Below are 13,302 nucleotides of genomic sequence, written 5' to 3'. Positions count from 1 at the left end.
CCGCCCCTCGGTGCTTGTCGCGCGGCCTGTCGCCGCTGAGTGAGGGGGTCAGCGGCGGCGTCCCTGGCCGAACTCGCCGCCCGTGTCCTTGCCGCTGCCCATGTCCTTGCCGTCCGCGTAGTCGATCTTCTCCTTGCGGAGTTCGGCGGAGACTTCCTTCTGTTCGGTGACCTTGTTGGTTTCGAGGCGGACGCGCTCCACCGGGACGGCCTCCTTGCGGACGGTGGCGCGTTCGGCGTGCAGGGTGACTTCGACGTCCTCTTCGCCGATGCTCGTCGTACCGGTCGACTTCTCGCCCGGCCGCATGGGTTCGCGCACCACGCGTACTTCCTCGTGGGACACGGGTACGGTCCGGGAGACGTTCTCGGTCACGACGTACTTGTGCAGATGCGCCTTTCCGCTCTCGTACTCCTCCGTACCGACGAGGAGCTGTTCCTCGGAACGGACCATTTCCTCCCTGCCCCCGGCGCCCGCGGCGGACCGTTCGGCTCCGGCTCCGGCGAGCGGCCGAGAGGTGGAGGACGTCTCCGTGTCCCGGTGCCTGCCCATGCCGGCGCCCGAGGTGGCTGCGCCCGTGGTGCCGACCGTTGTCGCCTTGCCGGTCGTCCCGGGGCGGGCCGCTCCCGCGGCTCCGGCAGCTCCGGCGGCGCCCATGGCTGCCGTTCCGGTGCCGGACGTGGTGCGCGCGTCGCCGCCCGCACCGGCGGTGGTCTTCCTGGTCATGCTGTAGTGCCGGTAGAGCTCTTCTTCCTCGGCCACGGAGAGATGCGCGTCGGCGTCCACCCTGGGGGCTTCCTTGACGCGGTCCTTCGTGTGCGAGACGTGCAGGTCGGAGCCCACGCGGCGGGCTCCGGCGAGCGGTACGAAGCTCTCCTTCATGCCGAACATGCCGGTCTTGACCGTGATCCAGTCGGGCTTGCCGGTGTCGTCGTCGACGTACACCCGCCCTACACTGCCGACCTTCTCGCCGTCACTGTCGTAGACGGTCAGACCGTCGAGTTCTCCGGAATCCGTGAAACCGTCAGCGGCTCCCATGGCCGATTCCTCCTCGCCCGGGCACGCCCTGTGGGTGGGTCCAGCAGAGAAGACGCGTCCGGCTTCCATCGCGCCTCACCCGGTTGGACGCTGCAACCTCCCGGCCCGGGCAGCGGGCGGCCCGGAGGACCCGGGGTGGGCGGTGGCCCCGCGCAATGCCTGTACCGGCCCCTTTCACCCGTTACTCCATTCGGGTGAGCACCCTCATGGGTGCACCGGGGATGCGCGCTGCCCCGCACGTATGATCGACGCGCCGTCGCCGACCGTCGGGCGGCCTTTCCCCGGGGGTGCGCCATCGACTCCGTACGTACACGCATCCCCGGACAGCGCGGGGAACTGCTGGCCAGGCAGGAGGAAGGCCTCCGTCTCCACCACCTGGTCTGGCGGCTGGGCCCCGGCTGGCGGGTGTGCAGCAGTGCGGTCCTGGGCGGCGGCATCGGGCCGCGGGCCTGGATTCTCAATGCCCAGGTACCGGGCGGATACCCGCGGCTGGACCCGGACCGGCACCTCGCCGAGATCGCCTGCGCCGAGGAGCTCGGCGGCACCGGGGCCGGTCTGATGACGGCCGCGGACGTCACCGCGTACACCGTCGCGGCCGACGGGGGCGTCACGGCGACCGTCACCAGCGGTCTCGGGGTCCGGGGATGGGCCGCAGACCCGGCCGCAGGCGCCGACGGCCCGCTGCCGCCGGGCACGGTCAACATCGTCGTCACCGTCCCCGTGGCCCTCTCCGACGCCGCCCTGGTCAACGCCGTGGCAACGGCCACCGAGGCCAAGGTCCAAGCGCTCGTGGACGCCGGACTCGACTGCTCGGGCACCCCCACGGACGCCGTGTGCATCGCCGCTCCCGACCCTGGGGCACAGGCCGGGGAACCCTTCGCCGGCCCGCGCTCACGCTGGGGATCGCGACTCGCCCGGGCCGTACACCGCGCCGTACTCGACGGCGCGCTGCGGCAGGCTTGAGTCCCATCGCGCCGTCGCAGCCGTGCGGGGCGCACCGACGAAGGGAATCTCCCCATGACCGCCGCCGCCCCCACGGGCTCAGCGACCGACAGGCCGACCGTCGCGGTCCTCGGCACCGGGATCATGGGATCCGGGATGGCGCGCAGCATGCTCAGGGCCGGACTCCCCGTCCGGGTCTGGAACCGTACGCAGGCCAGGGCGGCGCCCCTGGCCGCGAACGGCGCCACCGTGACGGACACCGCGGAGGAAGCGGTGCGCGGCGCCGATGTCGTCCTCACCGCGCTGAACGACGGCCCGTCCGTGGCCCGGACCCTCACAGCCGCGGCCCCCGGACTCCGCCCCGGCCAGGTCTGGCTGCAGAGTTCCACCGTCGGCCTCGACGCCACCACCGACCTCGTCCACCGGGCAGCCGACCTCGGACTCGTCTACCTGGACGCCCCGGTCTCCGGCACCCGGCAGCCCGCCGAACAGGGCACCCTCACGGTGTTCGTCTCCGGCCCCACCGCCGCCCGCGCCACGGCGATGCCGGTCCTGGAAGCGATCGGGCAGCGCACTGTATGGGTCGGGGAGGACCCGGGAGCGGCCACCCGGCTCAAGCTGGTCGCCAACACCTGGGTGATCAACTTGGTCAACAGCGTGGCGGAATGCCTCAACCTCGCCGAGGGGATCGGGGTCGACCCGCGGCTGTTCCTGGACGCGGTGAAGGGCGGCCCGCTCGACACCCCGTACCTGCAGGGCAAGTCCGCTGCGGTGCTGTCCGGCGACCTCACCCCGAGCTTCGCGCTCTCCACCGCGCTCAAGGACACCCGGCTGATCCTCGACGCGGCCGAGGCGTCCGGGGTGACGCTGGATCTGGTCGCCGCCTCCGCCGAGCGGTTCACCCGAGCGGAGGCGGCCGGACACGGCGCGAAGGACATGATCGCCACGTACTACGCGGGCCGCGCCGAATAGCAGCGGGACGGCGTCAGACGACCGTCACCGGGTGCCGCACCACCGCGTCGAAGAGGTAGCCCTGCGTGTTGTGGGCAGCCGTCGCCGGCTGGGTGCGGCCCGACCGGTCCGTCGCCCGGGCGAGCAGCACGGCGGGGCCGGTCTCCTTCGGAACCCAGTCGGCCGTCCAGCGGACCCAGCTGCCGCTCCTGGGCTCGTCGCGCAGCCGGGCCGGCCGCCAGCGGGTGCCGCCGTCGGTGCTGACCTCGACGAGACGCACCGGTGCGCCGCCCGACCAGGACCGGCCCGTGAGCAGGTGCCTGCGGTGGGCGTCGAAGGTGGCACCGGGCGCCAGCTCGAAGGCGCTCTTGAGTGTCTGCCGGGTCAGCGGATCGCTGCCCTCGGGTGGGTGTCCCGGGCCGAACAGCCGGTACAGGCCGGTGTTCCACGGAGTCAGCAGCGGCTCCGCGCTCACCTCGATGTCCCCGACCCATTTGATGTTCGCGATGCCGACCCAGGACGGGACGATCAGCCGGACCGGATGGCCGTGGTCGGGCGGCAGCGGCTCGCCGTTCATCTCGTAGGCGAGGAGGACGTCGTCCAGAGCCTTCGACACGGGCAGGGGCCTGCGCACCCGGCCCAGGTTCGTTCCGTCGCTGACGACCTCCGCGTCCAGTCCGCGCGGCAGGACGTCGACCGCGTCCCTGCCGATTCCGGCCAGCCGCAGCACATCGGCGAGCCGCACCCCGCGCCAGCGCGCGGTGCCGATCGCGCCGAGGGTCCAGGCAGTGCCGCTGACCGGCTGGTTCTGTTGTGAAGTAAAGAAGCTACGACCGTTGCCCGCGCACTCGACGAACGCGGTACGGGTGACGGACGGCAGGGCCCGCAACGCGGCGTACGAGAAGTCCACCGGCCCGCCCTTCAGTCCGCTGCCCCAGACCGTCAGCTTCCAGTCCGCCGCCTCGATGCGGGGCGTCGCGGTGTGGTTGCGGACGAAGAAGCGGTCGACGGGGGTGAGCAGCCCGGTGCCGCGCAGCGCGGCAAAGTTCGTCTCCGCGTTGGTGCCGCGCACCGTGAACAACTCCGGCGGCAGCGGCTTCACCACCCCCGCAAGCGCCGGCGTTCCCGCCGCGTGGGCCGGCGAGGCGACGGCCGGAACCAGCGGGACGGCAGCCGACGCAGCCACGACCAACTTCAGAAGATCGCGGCGGTCGATCCCCGCCGATCGGGCGCCGCCGCGGGACCACTGGCGCAGTCTCATCCGGTCGTACGCGGCTTCGGACGGCTCTACGGAACTCATGGGCGCTCCAGGGAAGGGACAGGGAATGGGCAATGGGCTGAGGCAGGACGCGGTCACGAAGCGGGCAGCAACTCCTTCACGAGGACGCCCACCTGGCCGCTCTCGATGAGGAAACCGTCGTGCCCGTACGGTGATTCGATGACACGGAGTCGGTCCGCACCGGGCAGCAGCGCCGCCAGTTCCGCCTGCTGCGAGGGCGGATAGAGCCGGTCCGAGTCGACCCCCGCGACCAGTGCGGGCATGCCCGCACGGCGCAGCGCCTGCGCGACACCGCCGCGGCCCCGGCCCACATCGTGGCCGTTCATCGCCTCGGTGAGCGTCACGTAGCTGCCGGCGTCGAAGCGGCGTACCAGCTTGGCGGCATGGTGGTCGAGGTAGGACTCCACCTGGTAGCGCCCGCCCTGCGAGGGGAGCTCACCGGACTGCGCCTCCCGGCCGAACCGCGCCGCCAGCTCCGCCTCGCTGCGATAGGTGACATGGGCGATCCGCCGCGCCTGGCCGAGCCCATGGTGCGGACCCGAGCCGGGCGGGGCGTCGTGGTACCGGCCGCCCCGCCAGCCCGGGTCGGCGCGGATCGCGGAGATCTGCACGCTGCCCCAGGCGATCTGTTCCGCCGACGCCGCGGCCGGGGTGGCGAGTACCAGAAGCGATCCCGTACGGTCCGGCCGGCTCACCGCCCATTCGAGGGCACGCATGCCCCCCACCGAACCGCCGACGACCGCGGCCCAACGACTGATGCCCAGGGCGTCGGCCAGCGCGGCCTCGGCCGCCACCTGGTCACGGACCGTCAGATACGGGAAGTCCGTTCCCCAACGGGTGCCGTCGGGGCGCAGGGAGGACGGACCGGTGCTGCCCTGACAGCCGCCCAGCACGTTCGGGGCGATGACGAACCAGCGATCGGTGTCGAACGGACGGCCCGGTCCGATCAGCGCGTCCCACCAGCCCACGGTCGGATGCCCCGGCTCGCGAGGGCCCGCCGCGTGGCTGTCACCGGTCAGCGCGTGCAGGACCAGCACCGCGTTGGCGCCGTCCGGTGCGAGCCTTCCCCAGGTCTCGTACGCGAGCCGTACGCCCGGCAGCGCCGACCCCGATTCGAGCCTGAGCGGACCGTCCAGCGCCACCCAGGAGCGGCGGCCGGGCGGATCCCCCTCCCGCCAGCCTCCGGCGGCGGGCGGGAGAGGGAGTGCGGGGGACGTGGCGACCCGGTTCAGGACGCCGCCTTCGCGGCGCGGAATCCAGCCTCCAGATCGGCCTTGAGGTCGTCCACGTTCTCCAGACCCACCGAGAGCCGCACGAGCCCGGCGGTGGCGCCCGTGGCGGCGAGCTGCTCCTCGGTCAGCTGGCTGTGCGTCGTGGACGCGGGGTGGATGATCAGGCTCCGTACGTCACCGATGTTGGCAAGGTGGCTGAACAGCTCGACCGCGTCCACGAACCGCTTGCCCGCCTCCACCCCGTCCCGCAGTTCGAAGGCGAGCACGGCTCCCGCACCGCGCGGCAGGTAGCGTTGCCCCGCCCCGTACCAGGGACTCGACTCCAGCCCCGCGTAGTGCACGGCCGACACCTCGTCGCGGCCCTCCAGCCACCGGGCGAGCGTCAGCGCGTTGGAGGTGTGCCGCTCCAGGCGCAGGCTCAGCGTCTCCACCCCCTGGAGCAGCAGGAACGCGGAGTGCGGAGACAGCGCGGGCCCCAGGTCGCGCAGCAGCTGGACCCGCAGCTTCACGGCGAAGGCGCTGTGCCCCAGGTCCGGCCAGTACCGCAGGCCGTGGTAGCTCGGGTCGGGGGTGTGGAAGTCCGGAAAGCGCTCCGCGTGTGCACCGAAGTCGAACGTGCCACCGTCCACGACGACACCGCCGATGGTGGTGCCGTGCCCGCCGAGGAACTTGGTCGCGGAGTGGATGACGACGTCCGCGCCGTGCTCGAGCGGCCGCAGGAGGTAAGGGGTGGGCACGGTGTTGTCGACGACGAGCGGGATCCCCGCCCCGTGGGCCGCGTCCGCCACGCCCCGGATGTCCAGGACGTCGCCGCGCGGATTGCCGAGCGTCTCCGCGAACAGGGCCTTGGTGTTGGGCCGGATCGCCGACCGCCACGCCTCGATGTCGTCGGGGTCCTCGACGAACGACACCTCGATGCCGAACCGGGGGAGCGTGTGCCGGAACAGGTTGTACGTACCGCCGTAGAGCGAGGCCGAGGAGACGATGTGGTCGCCGGCGCCGGCCAGTGTCAGGAGCGCGAGCGTCTCGGCGGCCTGTCCGGAGGCGAGCGCCACGGCGGCGACTCCGCCCTCCAGTGCGGCGATCCGCTGCTCCAGGACGTCCTGCGTGGGGTTGTGGATCCGGGTGTAGATGTTGCCGGGCTCGGCCAGCGAGAAGAGGTCGGCCGCATGCTGCGTGTCACGGAAGACGAACGACGTCGACTGGTAGATCGGCACCGCACGGGCACCGGTCGTGGGATCCGGGACGGCACCGGAGTGGATCTGCTTGGTCTCGAAGGACCAGGCGGCCCCGGCGTCCTGCCGGTCGTGGTCCTCGGGGGTGTGTCCTGCGGCGACGGAGTCGACGGGCTGGCTCATGTCATTCCTCGCACGGTGGTTCAGTGGCGGATGCGCGCGAGCACGGATGGCGGCGCGGCGGCGACGGGCTGATTACGGACCGTAGAGGGCCGCGCGAGGGTGTGGAAGCGTGCCGTCGGGATGGCCACGAACCTGCAATACCGCAGCAACAGAGGGCAGTTGTGTTTCCGGAACCGGTCGGCTGCCCTCCGCGCAGGTCGCGCGGAGGGCAGCGGACCGGCGCAGTGCGGCGGGCGCCGCGCGGGAGACGGGCGCCGCACCGGAGGCGGTGGAGTGGCTGCGCGGGTCCCCGACGGATGCCTGTCGGGGACCCGGGCCGGCCGTCAGTCCTGCGTGAACATACCGGTGCGGAGCTTGTCCAGAATGCGGCTCAGCAGCCGGGAGACATGCATCTGGGAAATCCCCAGACAGTCACCGATCTGGGCCTGCGTCAGTTCCTGGCCGAACCGCATGTCGATGATGCGGCGCTCCCGCGCGTCGAGTTCACCCAGCAGGGGCGCGAGCGTATGAAGATTCTCCACCGTCTCCATGGCGGGGTCGATCCTGCCCAGCACATCCGCGTAGGTGCGGCCGCTCGTCATGTGCCCCGCGGAGTCCGCCGTGTCGGTCGGCATGTCGAGCGATCCCGCCGTGTAGCCGTTGGCGGCGACGATGCCTTCGGTGATCTCCGCGTCGTCGAGACCGAGATGCTCGGCGAGTTCGTGCACGGTGGGGTCCCTGTCCAGGCCGGCCGACAGGGTCTCCTTCGCCTTGGCGATCTCGACCCGCAGTTCCTGGAGGCGCCGTGGCACATGCACGGACCAGCTGGTGTCGCGGAAGAACCGTTTGATCTCACCGACGATGTACGGCACGGCGAACGAGGTGAACTCCACCTCGCGGGAGAGGTCGAAGCGGTCGATGGCCTTGATCAGGCCCACGGTGCCCACCTGGACGATGTCCTCCATGTCGCCGCTGCCCCGGTTGCGGAAGCGGCCCGCGGCGAAGCGGACGAGGGACAGGTTCATCTCGATGAGCGTGTTCCGCGCGTACTGGTACTCGGGCGTGCCCTCCTCGAGCACCTGCAACCGATCGAAGAAGAGCTTCGACAGGGTGCGTGCGTCCTTGGGCGCGATCTTTCCCGCGTCCTCGATCCACGGCAGCTCGTCCGCCGCTCCTGCTCGCGTCACGTCGGCGGTCGGCGCGGTGTGCTCCGTCATGTGCCGTCACGCTCCTCAGGTCGAATGCCATGAGGTCTGGTCGCCTTCCCGGAGGCTCTGCCCGCATGCGCGAAAGGCGGATTTGAGCCGCGTACGCGCCCGCTATTGGCCGGTAATCGTCGCTATCGCCCCAGGAGTCGTCCGCAGCCGCCGTTCCCGGAGCCGCCTCACGGGGCCCGCCGGGAGCGAGCACGCGCAGAACCGCCCCACCGGTACGGGGGAGCCCGGTGGGGCGGCCGTCTCCAGAGTGCCACAGCCAAGGGCACGTTGGGGGCACGATCCCCTTAGCCGTACGCGATCCGGCCGACCCTCTTTCACCGGCGGCCGTGGCCCGCCTGCCACCGGCCGCCGCGCCCGCCCGCCACCGGCCGTGGCGGCTTGCGACCCGGTGCCTTGATTACACGCTCGTGAACAGTCGGGCGTCCCGGGAATAGGTGCATGACGAATGGGCTTTCCGATGCTGTCGTCAGCTGCTGAGATCAACCGGAGCGAGGAGCTCATGCCCAAGGCCTGCGTACGCGATCGCCATGACGGACCCGGAACGGGAAGCCGACGTCCGACGCCCGCCGTCGGTGCCGCCGGACGGATCCGGGCAGCGGTACCCGGAAGGATCGGCACCGCCGAGAGCGGGGAGGCGGCATGAGCTCTCCCGGTGACCCGACGCCCCTGGACGCGCCGCACGCGCTGGACAATCCGGCCCGCGCCTCCCTGACCGGACCGCATGCCCACTTCGCGGAGCACCGAGGCCGCATCCTGCGTTACCCGCCCGACGTCACCCCGTGGCTCGCCCTGCCGGACCGGCCCGGATCCCAGGACTGGGCCGATGTCGCCGCGCTCGCCGGGCCGGGTGCGTCCGTCACCCTCACCGCCTACCGTGAGCCGCCGCCGGACGACTGGGAGATCGTCTTCCAGGCCGAGGGGGTGCAGCTGGTGGACGACGGAGTGGACAGCGCTCCGGACCCGGAGGCGGTGCTCCTGGGCCCCGCCGACGTGCCGGAGATGCTGGAACTCGTCGCGCGCACCCGGCCCGGCCCGTTCCTGCCCCGCACGGTCGAGCTCGGCACCTATCTGGGCATCCGCCGCTCAGGGGTGCTCGTCGCGATGGCCGGCGAGCGGCTTCACCCGCCCGGCTGGACCGAGATCAGTGGTGTGTGCACCGACGAATCCGTACGCGGGGAGGGGCTCGCGACGCGGCTCGTCCGGGCCGTCGCCCACGGCATCGAGGAACGCGGGGAGACGCCCTTCCTGCATGCGGCCGCGTCGAACATCAACGCCATCCGGCTCTACGAATCGCTCGGATTCCGGCTGCGCCGCCGCACCTCGTTCCTCTCGGCGCTGGTTCCGGCGGAACCGGAGCGGCGCACCGATGCCAGGACCCCGGCCCGGGGGAAAGGTAGCTTGGAACAAGTGGGATGACACCGACATATCAGCGAGAGGCCTTTCATGGTCATGGGGCTCCGGCTGCCGGCAGCGGCGCGACGGACGCCACTGCCCGGTACGGATCCGGGTGAGGCAGCGGCCGGTGCCTCCCGCGTCAGGAACTGGGCGCTCGCCGTCGGGCTGGTGCTGCTGACCGTCCTGGTCGTCCTCCTCGACGTCCTCACCGGCGAGGAGCTGCCCATCATTCCGCTCCTGGTGGTCCTTCCCGCGCTGGCCTCGGTCTTCTGTACGGTCCGCCAGACCATCTGTGTGGCGCTGTGGGTCACGGTCGTGGTGGCCGCGTCCCTCATCGGGTCCGCCGGGGCGTTCTGGGACGTCACCTTCGTCATCGGGTTCACCGTCGTGGCCAGCGCCCTGGGAGTCGTCGCCTGCGCCGCCCGCATCCGGCACGCCAAGGAGATCGCCCGGCTGCGTTCGGCGGCCGTGGCACTCCAGAGACAGATTCTCCGGCCGTTGCCCATCGTCACCGAGCAGGTCCGGGCGCACGGGATCTACGAGCCGATCGAGGAGGACCGTTTCGTCGGCGGCGACATCTACGAAGTCGTGCAGTCGCCCCATGGGACGCGGGTCATCATCGGGGACGTCCAGGGCAAGGGACTGCCCGCGATCGGATCGGGCTTCGCCGCGCTCGGCGCCTTCCGTGAAGCGGCCATCCGGGAGACCGAGCTCACCGGGGTGGCGGACGCCCTGGAAGCCGCGGTGTCCCGGCACAACCAGTTCTCCGCCGAGACCGGTGACACCGAGCGATTCGTCACCGCCCTGCTGCTCGGATTCGACGGCGGCGACCGGGTGCGAGCCGTGAACTGCGGACACCTTCCGCCGCGATTGCTGCACGGCGGCTCGGTGTCCAAGGTCGCCCTGCACCGGACGTCCGTACCCCTCGGGCTGGCGGCACTCAGCACGGAGGCGCGCGCCGCCGAATGGGTCGCCTTTCCTCGTGGCGCGGCGCTCCTGGTGTTCACCGACGGGGTGACCGAGGCCCGCGACCCCGGAGGGTCCTTCTACCCGCTGGACGAACGGCTCGCCGAGTGGGCGGGGCGTGACCCCCGCCAGGTGCTGGACGCGCTCCAGGCCGACCTGGAGAAGTTCTCCGGAGGGGTACGCCGCGACGACGTGGCGGCGCTCGTCCTGAGCAGGCCGCAGGACGGGGGCAGGCTGCGGCAGATGCCGGACAGTGACGACGCGCAGCGCGCCACGGGAGCGTTGAGCGACCACTGACCCGTGCCGGCGGCCCGGAAGAGCGGTCCCGCGAAGTAGAAGCCGCGGCAGTCTTGACGCATACATGGCCGCAGGGCCCTTGCTGACCCCAGTTCTGACGCGCAACCAGCGAGGGGCGGAGGACGGTACACGCTCATGCGTACCTGCTCGGTCCCTGAGACGTGCCCCGACTCCCGTCGGTCTGTTCTGATCATGAACCCCTGCGCCTCTGAAGGAGCACACAGCTCCGGGCCGCCGCCCCGCCCGAAAACCGTCGGCGGTATCCGTGGGTGCGTGGTTACACTGGGCCGCATGGGTTCGTACTACTTCTTTCTCTGATTCCCGGCCAGGACGCCGCCGCGCGACGCTGAGCGTCGCCGCGTGACCCACCGGTCCACGCAGCCGTGCGCAGTCCCTCCCGCCGTCCGACGACCCTGACCCGCAGCGCGTGCCACCATGCGCTGCCGAGGGCCTGTCACCTCAGGGAAAGCACCCATGACTCCCCAGCGCCACCGCGCCCAGCTGTCCATGAAAGACGTCTCCAAGGCATACGGAGACCGGTCCGTCCTCGACCAGGTGTCCCTCACCGTCCGCCCCGGCGAGAAGGTCGGCGTCATCGGCGAGAACGGTTCCGGGAAGTCGACCCTTATCCGTCTGATGGCCGGGGTCGAGGCCCCGGAGAGCGGCGACATCACCGTCACCTTCCCCGGCGGCACCGGCTACCTCGCCCAGACCCTCACGCTCGACCCCGGCAGCACCGTCCAGGACGCGATCGACGCGGCCCTCGCCGAGCTGCGCACCCTGGAGCGCCTGATCGGCGAGGCCGAAGCGGCGATGTCCGACGGGGACCCCACCGACGCGGACCTCGGTGCGTACGGTGACCTGCTGACGGCGTACGAGGAACGCGGCGGGTACCAGGCCGACGCCCGGGCCGACGCGGCGCTGCACGGCCTCGGTCTGGGCCACCTCGGCCGGGACCGCGGGCTGGGCACCCTGTCCGGCGGGGAGCAGTCCAGACTGGCCCTGGCCTGCGTACTCGCCGCGGCTCCGGAACTCCTCCTGCTCGACGAACCCACCAACCATCTCGACATCGCCGCCATCGCCTGGCTGGAGGACCACCTCCGCGCCCACCGCGGCACCGTGGTGGCCGTCACCCACGACCGGGCGTTCCTGGAGCGGACCACCAGCGTGATCCTGGAGGTCGACCGGGACCTGCGCGGCGTCTCCCGGTACGGAGACGGCTGGGACGGCTACCGCACAGCCAAGGCAGCCGCCCGTCGGCGATGGGCGCAGGAGCACCAGGAGTGGCTGGCCGAGCTGGCCCGTACCGAGGAGCTGGTGAGCGCGGCCGGTCAGCGCCTCGCGGCCACCGGCAAGGACCCCGGTCAGGGCTTCGGCAAGCACCGCAGATCGCACGAAACCAAGCTGTCCGGGCAGGTCAGGGCGGCCAGGACCCGTCTGGAGGGACTGCGCCGCACGCCCGTGCCCGCGCCTCCCCGCCCGCTGAGCTTCACGGCCGAACTCGCGACATCAGGTGATCGGGAGGCAGGGGGCAACGAGGGCCCCGAGCCGCTGGCCGAGCTCGATTCCGTTGTCGTCGGCGACCGTTTGGACCTGCCGGCTCTGCGCATCGGCCCCGGGCAGAGGCTCCTGATCACCGGACCCAACGGTGCCGGCAAGTCCACCCTGCTGCGCGTTCTGGCCGGAGACCTCGCGCCTGACGCCGGCACGGTCCGGCGCAGCGCACGGATCGGCTACCTCCCGCAGGAACTCCCCGTCAGGCCGACGCGCCGCTCGCTGCTCGCCACGTTCGCCGCGGGCCGGCCTGGGTTCGCCGATGAGTACGCCGAGGACCTGCTGGCGCTGGGCCTCTTCCGTCCCGAAGACCTGACCGTCCCCGTCGCCGCGCTCTCCATCGGGCAGCAGCGCAGGCTGGCCCTGGCGCGCCTGGTGACCAGGCCCGCCGATCTGCTGGTTCTGGACGAGCCGACGAACCACATCGCGCTGAGCCTGGTCGAGGAGCTCGAGGCGGCACTCGCCCAGTACCTGGGCGCCGTCGTCGTCGTCTCGCACGACCGCTCCTTCCGCAGCCGCTTCACGGGCGACCGCCTCGAACTCCGGGCCGGCCGCCCGGTGACGGGCGCCGGGAGCCGAGCCTTCGAGGCTTACGGCTCCGTGGGCGCCCGCCCGTCCCGGACGTAACCGCACAGCCGGTCGACGAAGACGCGCTGGCCCGCCACCAGGCGATCCGCGGCCTCGTCCGGTGTGCACCAGGCGAACCGGTCCATCTCCGGGAACTCCCGCTGCACACCGGACCCTCTCGGCCACTCCATGGTGAACGTTCCCGGAACTGCCTGCGCCGGGTCCAGTTCGGCCTCCACGGCCCAGACGGTCACGGTCTTGCCGCTCGACTGACGTGCCTCGCCCAGCGACACCCACGTGCCGTCCGGTACCGGCAGGCCCAGCTCTTCCTCGAACTCCCGCCGGGCGGCTGCCGCCGGCTCCTCCCCGGGCTCGTACTCACCCTTGGGGATCGACCAGGAAGCCGCCTCGCGGCCCGCCCAGAACGGGCCGCCCATGTGCCCGATCAGCACGTCGACGTCCCGCCCGCCCCCGGTGACCCGGTAGAGCAGAACGCCCGCACTGCGCCTTGATGTCGGCATGTCGCCAAG

General features: G+C 71.8%; 11 protein-coding genes. 5 read left to right on the top strand and 6 right to left on the bottom strand.

What is annotated here, in order from left to right:
• Window positions 1-48: 48 nt before the first annotated feature.
• Window positions 49-1,035 (bottom strand): PRC and DUF2382 domain-containing protein, encoded by a 987-nt coding sequence (locus ABZS61_RS19965; protein ID WP_356422581.1) that lies wholly within the window; start codon window positions 1,033-1,035, stop codon window positions 49-51.
• Between the two features lie 336 nt (window positions 1,036-1,371).
• Here ABZS61_RS19965 and ABZS61_RS19960 point away from each other — a divergent pair, with 336 nt between their 5' ends.
• Window positions 1,372-1,998 (top strand): adenosylcobinamide amidohydrolase, encoded by a 627-nt coding sequence (locus ABZS61_RS19960; protein ID WP_356423101.1) that lies wholly within the window; start codon window positions 1,372-1,374, stop codon window positions 1,996-1,998.
• Window positions 1,999-2,052: 54 nt separating this feature from the next.
• Complete coding sequence (locus ABZS61_RS19955; RefSeq protein WP_356422578.1) at window positions 2,053-2,949, top strand: NAD(P)-dependent oxidoreductase; 897 nt, start codon at window positions 2,053-2,055, stop codon at window positions 2,947-2,949.
• 13 nt (window positions 2,950-2,962) lie between these two features.
• Here ABZS61_RS19955 and ABZS61_RS19950 read toward each other — a convergent pair whose 3' ends face one another.
• The 4 genes from ABZS61_RS19950 to ABZS61_RS19935 all read right to left on the bottom strand — a co-directional run bounded on the left by ABZS61_RS19950 (window position 2,963) and on the right by ABZS61_RS19935 (window position 7,993).
• Window positions 2,963-4,228 carry a sulfite oxidase gene (locus ABZS61_RS19950; protein ID WP_356422575.1) on the bottom strand — a complete coding sequence of 422 codons (1,266 nt, stop codon included), beginning with the start codon at window positions 4,226-4,228 and terminating at the stop codon, window positions 2,963-2,965.
• A 53-nt stretch (window positions 4,229-4,281) separates the two neighbouring features.
• Window positions 4,282-5,439, bottom strand: a complete 1,158-nt coding sequence (locus ABZS61_RS19945) for a homoserine O-acetyltransferase (protein ID WP_356423098.1) — start codon at window positions 5,437-5,439, stop codon at window positions 4,282-4,284.
• Complete coding sequence (locus tag ABZS61_RS19940) at window positions 5,436-6,797, bottom strand: bifunctional o-acetylhomoserine/o-acetylserine sulfhydrylase (protein ID WP_356422572.1); 1,362 nt, start codon at window positions 6,795-6,797, stop codon at window positions 5,436-5,438. Before ABZS61_RS19940 ends, ABZS61_RS19945 begins: the two co-directional genes overlap by 4 nt.
• Window positions 6,798-7,120: 323 nt before the next feature.
• Window positions 7,121-7,993 (bottom strand): RNA polymerase sigma factor SigF, encoded by an 873-nt coding sequence (locus ABZS61_RS19935; RefSeq protein ID WP_356422569.1) that lies wholly within the window; start codon window positions 7,991-7,993, stop codon window positions 7,121-7,123.
• 639 nt (window positions 7,994-8,632) lie between these two features.
• On the opposite strand from ABZS61_RS19935, the gene ABZS61_RS19930 reads away from it, so the two are divergent.
• The 3 genes from ABZS61_RS19930 (at window position 8,633) to abc-f (ending at window position 12,832) form a co-directional block, all read left to right on the top strand.
• The gene (locus ABZS61_RS19930) at window positions 8,633-9,409 is read left to right on the top strand and encodes a GNAT family N-acetyltransferase (RefSeq protein WP_356422566.1); all 777 of its coding nucleotides are present in this window, start codon (window positions 8,633-8,635) and stop codon (window positions 9,407-9,409) included.
• A 27-nt stretch (window positions 9,410-9,436) separates the two neighbouring features.
• Window positions 9,437-10,651, top strand: a complete 1,215-nt coding sequence (locus ABZS61_RS19925; protein ID WP_356422563.1) for a PP2C family protein-serine/threonine phosphatase — start codon at window positions 9,437-9,439, stop codon at window positions 10,649-10,651.
• A 474-nt stretch (window positions 10,652-11,125) separates the two neighbouring features.
• Entirely contained in the window at window positions 11,126-12,832 is a 1,707-nt protein-coding gene (abc-f, locus tag ABZS61_RS19920; protein ID WP_356422560.1) for a ribosomal protection-like ABC-F family protein, read from the top strand.
• Here the strand turns inward: abc-f and ABZS61_RS19915 are convergent.
• Window positions 12,796-13,293, bottom strand: a complete 498-nt coding sequence (locus tag ABZS61_RS19915) for an NUDIX domain-containing protein (RefSeq protein ID WP_356422557.1) — start codon at window positions 13,291-13,293, stop codon at window positions 12,796-12,798. The genes abc-f and ABZS61_RS19915 overlap by 37 nt on opposite strands.
• Between the last annotated feature and the right edge of the window lie 9 nt (window positions 13,294-13,302).

Source organism: Streptomyces sp. NPDC005566, assembly GCF_040605575.1.
Classification (GTDB): Bacteria; Actinomycetota; Actinomycetes; order Streptomycetales; family Streptomycetaceae; genus Streptomyces.
This window is presented reverse-complemented; position numbering and strand designations above follow the sequence as displayed.

What these genes read in the sequence shown, in the direction of transcription:
- ABZS61_RS19965 (WP_356422581.1), bottom strand. Translation starts at nt 1,035, where the DNA reads ATGGGAGCCGCTGACGGTTTCACGGATTCCGGAGAACTCGACGGTCTG.
- ABZS61_RS19955 (WP_356422578.1), top strand. Translation starts at nt 2,053, where the DNA reads ATGACCGCCGCCGCCCCCACGGGCTCAGCGACCGACAGGCCGACCGTC.
- ABZS61_RS19950 (WP_356422575.1), bottom strand. Translation starts at nt 4,228, where the DNA reads ATGAGTTCCGTAGAGCCGTCCGAAGCCGCGTACGACCGGATGAGACTG.
- ABZS61_RS19940 (WP_356422572.1), bottom strand. Translation starts at nt 6,797, where the DNA reads ATGAGCCAGCCCGTCGACTCCGTCGCCGCAGGACACACCCCCGAGGAC.
- ABZS61_RS19935 (WP_356422569.1), bottom strand. Translation starts at nt 7,993, where the DNA reads ATGACGGAGCACACCGCGCCGACCGCCGACGTGACGCGAGCAGGAGCG.
- ABZS61_RS19930 (WP_356422566.1), top strand. Translation starts at nt 8,633, where the DNA reads ATGAGCTCTCCCGGTGACCCGACGCCCCTGGACGCGCCGCACGCGCTG.
- ABZS61_RS19925 (WP_356422563.1), top strand. Translation starts at nt 9,437, where the DNA reads ATGGTCATGGGGCTCCGGCTGCCGGCAGCGGCGCGACGGACGCCACTG.
- abc-f (WP_356422560.1), top strand. Translation starts at nt 11,126, where the DNA reads ATGACTCCCCAGCGCCACCGCGCCCAGCTGTCCATGAAAGACGTCTCC.
- ABZS61_RS19915 (WP_356422557.1), bottom strand. Translation starts at nt 13,293, where the DNA reads ATGCCGACATCAAGGCGCAGTGCGGGCGTTCTGCTCTACCGGGTCACC.